The sequence below is a fragment of the Reyranella sp. genome (assembly GCF_050185545.1).
GTDB lineage: Bacteria > Pseudomonadota > Alphaproteobacteria > Reyranellales > Reyranellaceae > Reyranella.
This window is the reverse complement of the sequence record NZ_JBFWZI010000057.1, coordinates 32,974-37,820: the sequence shown is the minus strand read 5'-3', so window position 1 is coordinate 37,820 and position 4,847 is coordinate 32,974. Positions and strand designations below refer to the sequence as shown.

General features: G+C 70.5%; 3 protein-coding genes. 1 reads left to right on the top strand and 2 read right to left on the bottom strand.

Going from position 1 to position 4,847, the window contains the following annotated elements; translation table 11 throughout:
* Positions 1-36: 36 nt before the first annotated feature.
* On the bottom strand, positions 37-2,334 hold the full coding sequence (locus AB7O82_RS17295) for an ATP-binding protein (RefSeq protein WP_428619850.1): 2,298 nt from the start codon (positions 2,332-2,334) through the stop codon (positions 37-39).
* Between the two features lie 927 nt (positions 2,335-3,261).
* Here AB7O82_RS17295 and AB7O82_RS17290 point away from each other — a divergent pair.
* Entirely contained in the window at positions 3,262-3,969 is a 708-nt protein-coding gene (locus tag AB7O82_RS17290; protein ID WP_428552315.1) for a response regulator, read from the top strand.
* Between the two features lie 158 nt (positions 3,970-4,127).
* On the opposite strand, the gene AB7O82_RS17285 is transcribed toward AB7O82_RS17290, so the two are convergent.
* A complete protein-coding gene (locus tag AB7O82_RS17285; protein WP_428619849.1) occupies positions 4,128-4,751 on the bottom strand; it encodes a hypothetical protein in 624 nt (207 codons plus the stop codon).
* Positions 4,752-4,847 lie beyond the last annotated feature (96 nt).

Sequence of the window (4,847 nt, the reverse complement as noted above, 5' to 3'; positions counted from 1 at the left end):
CAGCTTCGCTGGGGAGGAGAATGAGAACGGGCGCCGCTAACCCACCAGTTCCGCCTGCGCCCGCTGCACCTCGACGGCGAGCGGGCCGAGGCCGTCCTGGCAAGTCGCGCGATCGCCTGCCTTGGCGGCGCGTTCCAGGGTTGCCGCCGCATCGCCGAGCGCCCGTGCGCCGACGGCGAGGGCGCTGCCCTTGAGCCGATGCGCGGCCGCCGCCAGGGCGCCCAGATCGCCCGCTGCCATGGCTGTCTCGATGTCGCGGCGCGACTCCGCCGCCGAAAGGCGGAACTTGTCCAGGAGGTCGCGGCGCGCGCCTTCGTCGTCGCCGATCCACGGGTCGAGCACGCTGCGGTCGATCGCCGGCGCCGTCGCGTTGTCGCCGTGCAGCCAGCGTTGCAGGGTGGCGTGCAGGCGGGCACGGCTGACCGGCTTCGACAGGTAGCCGTCCATGCCGGCCTCGCGGCAGCGCTCGTCCTCGCCCGCCATCGCGTTTGCCGTCACCGCTACGATCGGCGTGCGCGGGCGGTCCTCGGCCGCCTCGATGCGGCGCATTTCGGCCGTCATCTCGAGGCCGTCCATCAGCGGCATGTGCACGTCGGCGAAGACGATGGCGTAGCGGCCGCGCTGCCAGGCCTGCAGGCCGGCGAGACCGTCCGGGGCTGAGTCAGCCGTCACCCCGAGCGTCCCGAGCTGTCGCACCAGCACCTCCCGGTTGATCGGATGGTCGTCGACGACGAGCACGCGATTTCCGCCGGGCACCTCCGGCGCCGCAACGGTCCCGCCCGCTGGCGGCTCGACGACTGGGAGGTCGACGAGCGGCGAATCCTCCGGGGCGGCGACCAGGGTCAGGGTCACGGTGAAGGTCGAGCCGCTGCCAGGCGAGCTCTCGACGGTGACATCGCCACCCATCAGCTGGGCGAGGCGACGCACGATCGACAGGCCGAGGCCCGTACCGCCGTAGCGCCGCACGGTCGAGCTGTCGGCCTGCTGGAAGGGCTGGAACAGGCGAGCCTGCTCGGTCTCGCTCATGCCGATGCCGGTGTCGCTCACCGACAGGACCGCGCGCGTGCCGGCCTCGCCCAGCGGCTCGGTGCGGACGCGGATCATGGCGCCGCCGCGATCGGTGAACTTGAGCGCGTTGGCGATCAGGTTGAACAGGATCTGGCGCACCCGGGTGGGGTCGCCGATCAGCACGTCGGTCGAGCCGGGGGCGATGGCGGCGACCAGCGACAGGCCCTTGCGCTCGGCCTGCGGGCGGAACGTGGCGATGGTGCTCTCGACCAGGCCGGTCAGGCTGAACGGCGTCTGCTCCAGCGCGAGGGCGCCGGCCTCGATCTTGGAGAAATCGAGCAGGTCGTCGATGATGCGCAGCAGCGCCTGCGCCGACTCGCGCATGGTCGCGACCGTGCGTGTCTGGCTGTCGCGCATGCCCTCCGCTTCGAGCACGTCCAGCATGCCCAGCACGCCGTTCATCGGCGTCCTGATCTCGTGGCTCATGGTGGCGAGGAAGGTCGACTTGGCCTGGTTGGCGGCCTCGGCGTCGGCGCGCGATCGTTCCGCGGCAGCCAGGGCGCGCTCGAGCTCGCGCTGGCGACGGCGCTCCTCGGAGACGTCGCTCACCATGATGACTGCGCCGCGCCGGTCGGCCTCGTAGCGCATCGACACGCGCGCCCATCTCTGCGGGCCGTAGGAAATCACCGCCGGCCGGCCGGCACGTACCGTCGCGAGCTGGCGGCGGCCCCAAGCGACTGGATCCTCGTTGGGCGGAGCGGCGCCGACCTTGCCGGCATGTTCCATCGCGGCGGGCAGCGCTGCGCCGGGGGCGACGATCTCGGGCATGTGGTGCATGAAGCGCCGGTAGGCCTCGTTGCACAGGATCAGCCTCTCCTCGGTGTCGAGGAAGGCGATGCCGTCGTCCATCGCCTCCATGGCGAGGATCAGCCGCTCGCGCGCCTGGGCCGCCTCGTCGCGGGCCGCGGTGATCTCGCGCTCCTGCTCGGAGATCTCGGTGACGTCGCGATGGATGGTGAGAACGCGGCTGACCGGCAGCGGCCGATAGGTCACCTCGACGATGCGACCGGTGATCGTGCGCCGCCGCTCCGCCGGCTGGCCCGGCATGGTGAATCTGGCGACGCGGCTCGCGATCCAGCCGTCGAGCCCGCCGGGCAGTGTCTCGAGCGGGCCATAGTCGCCGCGCAGGGCACGATAGCGGATGATGTCGGCGAAGGTCGGCAGCGACTTCAGCACCTCGTCGGGCATCTGGTGCAGGCTCGCCATCGCGTTGTTCTGGTAGAGCCAGCGGCCGTCGCCTTCGTAGAGCAGCGCACCGTCGCTCATGTTGTCGAGCACCGTGCGCATCGTGTCCTCGGCGAAGGCGACATCACGCTCGGCCCGCTCGAGGCTCTGCGCCAGGTCGGCCGCCGCGAGATCGCGGGCGATCTGCTCGCGCACCCGGCGGCGCTCCAGCCGGGCGAACATGTTGATGATGACGAAGAAGCCGAAGACGACGGCGGCGAGGCCCAGCGCCTCGCGGCTGCCATCGCGCCAGACCAGCACGGCACCGACCGGCAGCAGCAGCGCCAGGCCGGACAGCAGGAACGTGCGCCCGTCCAGCCCGCGTGACGGCGTCCAGCCGACGATCAGGCAGAGGGCGAATGTCCACAGGGTGCGCGCCTGGCTATCCGGCAGGGTGGCGAAGAGGCCGCCCATGAGCCCGTTGGCGAACGAGGTCGGCACGGCGGTGACGGTATAGAGCCAGCGCCAACCCGAAAGACCGAAAGCGCGCGGGTCGCGCTCGTGCACGACTTGAACCCGCCACGATCCCCAGACCGAGACCAGGTAGATCAGCGCCGGCAGGGCGAACATCCACCACGGCGCGATGCCGGCATAGAGCGTCGCCGCCGCGCCGCCGAAGATCGGAAGCGCGAGCAGCTTGGGCAGCACCGGGACGGCGACCAGCCGTTCGGTGACCGCCAGCTCGATCCGCTTGGGGTCGATCCCGCCGATGTCCAAGGGACTCATCGCCGCAAAGTGGATCGAGGACGTATCGACCGCGTGTTGCCGGGCCCCGCGCTTTGTATCGTCTGTGTCGCAGACGGTCTGTCGCGACACAGCCGCGACACAATCGCGGCCGGCGTTGGCGGCGCTTTGCGAGCCCAGGCGAGGCCCTCCCCGGACGCCGCAACGAACAAGGTCAGACCACAAAGTCAAGGGCAGGATCGTCGTTTGCCCCACAACGCCGTGTGGTAGGCTGCTTACTGACGAATGGACCAACGTAAACACATCGTGGTGGTCGAGGACGAGCCGACCCAGCGCCAGATCCTGCTCGATTACCTGACCAGGCAGGGCTTTCGCGTCACCGGCGTGGATTCGGGCGCCGGGCTGCGCCGCGTGATCGACCGCGAACTACCGGCCCTGGTGCTGCTCGATATCGGCCTGCCCGGCGAGGACGGCTTCACCATCGCCCGCTGGCTGCGCGAGAAGAGCGGCAAGGTCTGCATCATCATGGTGACGGCGGCCGGCGACACGATCGACCGGGTAGTCGGCCTGGAGACCGGCGCCGACGATTACATCCCCAAGCCGTTCGATCCGCGCGAACTGCTGGCCCGTGTCAAGAGCGTGCTGCGGCGCGCCGACGGCGCCGTCACGACCGTTGCCGGGCCGCGCGTGCGCATGGGACGGCGGGTGCTTGACATGGAAAAGCGGGTCCTGGTCGAGACCGACGGCTCGGAGGAATCGCTGGCGGCGAGCGAGTTCGATCTGTTGCGGCTGTTCGCCGAGAACCCGAACCGGCCGCTGGCGCGCGACTGGCTGCTGGAAACCGTCGGCCATCGCGACATGGAGGTGTTTGATCGGGCGATCGATCTCCGGATCACCCGGCTGCGCCGCAAGATCGAGAAGGACGCCGCCCACCCCGAGGCGATCCGCACGGTCCGCGGCGTCGGCTACATGTTCGTCCCGCCGAAGGACTAGCGCCGGAAGCACGCTCCCAGGTTCCAACTTTGCCGAAGAAGCGTCAGGCGCCGGGAGCGCGCCCCTCCGATGGCGCTCTTCGCGCATGCCGTGCGCGCCGGCGGAGTGGCGCGCTCCCAGCGAAATGGGTACCCGCTAGCTTAGCTAGCCCGGCAGGGTCAGCGCCCAGCTGGTGCGTGGGCGACCTGCGGGCTCGCGGCCATCTCGCCGCCGCAGCGGCGCACGGCTGCGACGGCGCCGCCGCCGGACCCCGCCTGCAAGTCGACCGCGGCGGTGGCGTCGATGGGCCGGGTCCGGCCGTCCTCCGTCTCCTGCACGTAGTGGAAGCGCAACTCCATCCGCCGGCCGGACTGCAGGGCGTCCAGGGCCCTGGTCGACAGGAGCGGCACCGTGTCCTCGCTGGCGTCAGCCACGACGGCGAACTCGTCGGCGAACAGCAGCTCCATCGGGTGGCTGGCATTGTCGATGGCGAGCTCGACCTTGGGGTCGTCCTTGAGGTTGGCTACTCCGGTCGGAGCGAGCGGCCCGTTGCCCGACAGATAGAGCCGGAGCTGCACGATCGGCCCCTTGGGTCCCTGCTCGCACATCAGCACGACGGCATCGATGTTGAGGTCGGTCCGGCTCGGCTCGGCGACGGCGTAGCTCGGCCGCTCGACGCCCTTCTCGACCTCCCAGCCGCCCGGCGCTGCCAGCCGGGCGTTGGGGGCGCCGGCCAGGGCAGCCACCGCCAGAGCCGTGAGGGTGGCCGGGAAGGCCAGGAGACCTGAGATCAACCGAACCATGGATTCACCGATCTGCCGATGGGTGGAGCGCCATCACTCCGCCCGAACGAGCTTCCTTCTAAGGGTCGCCCACGTCTCCGCTGTGTCGCATCCGGT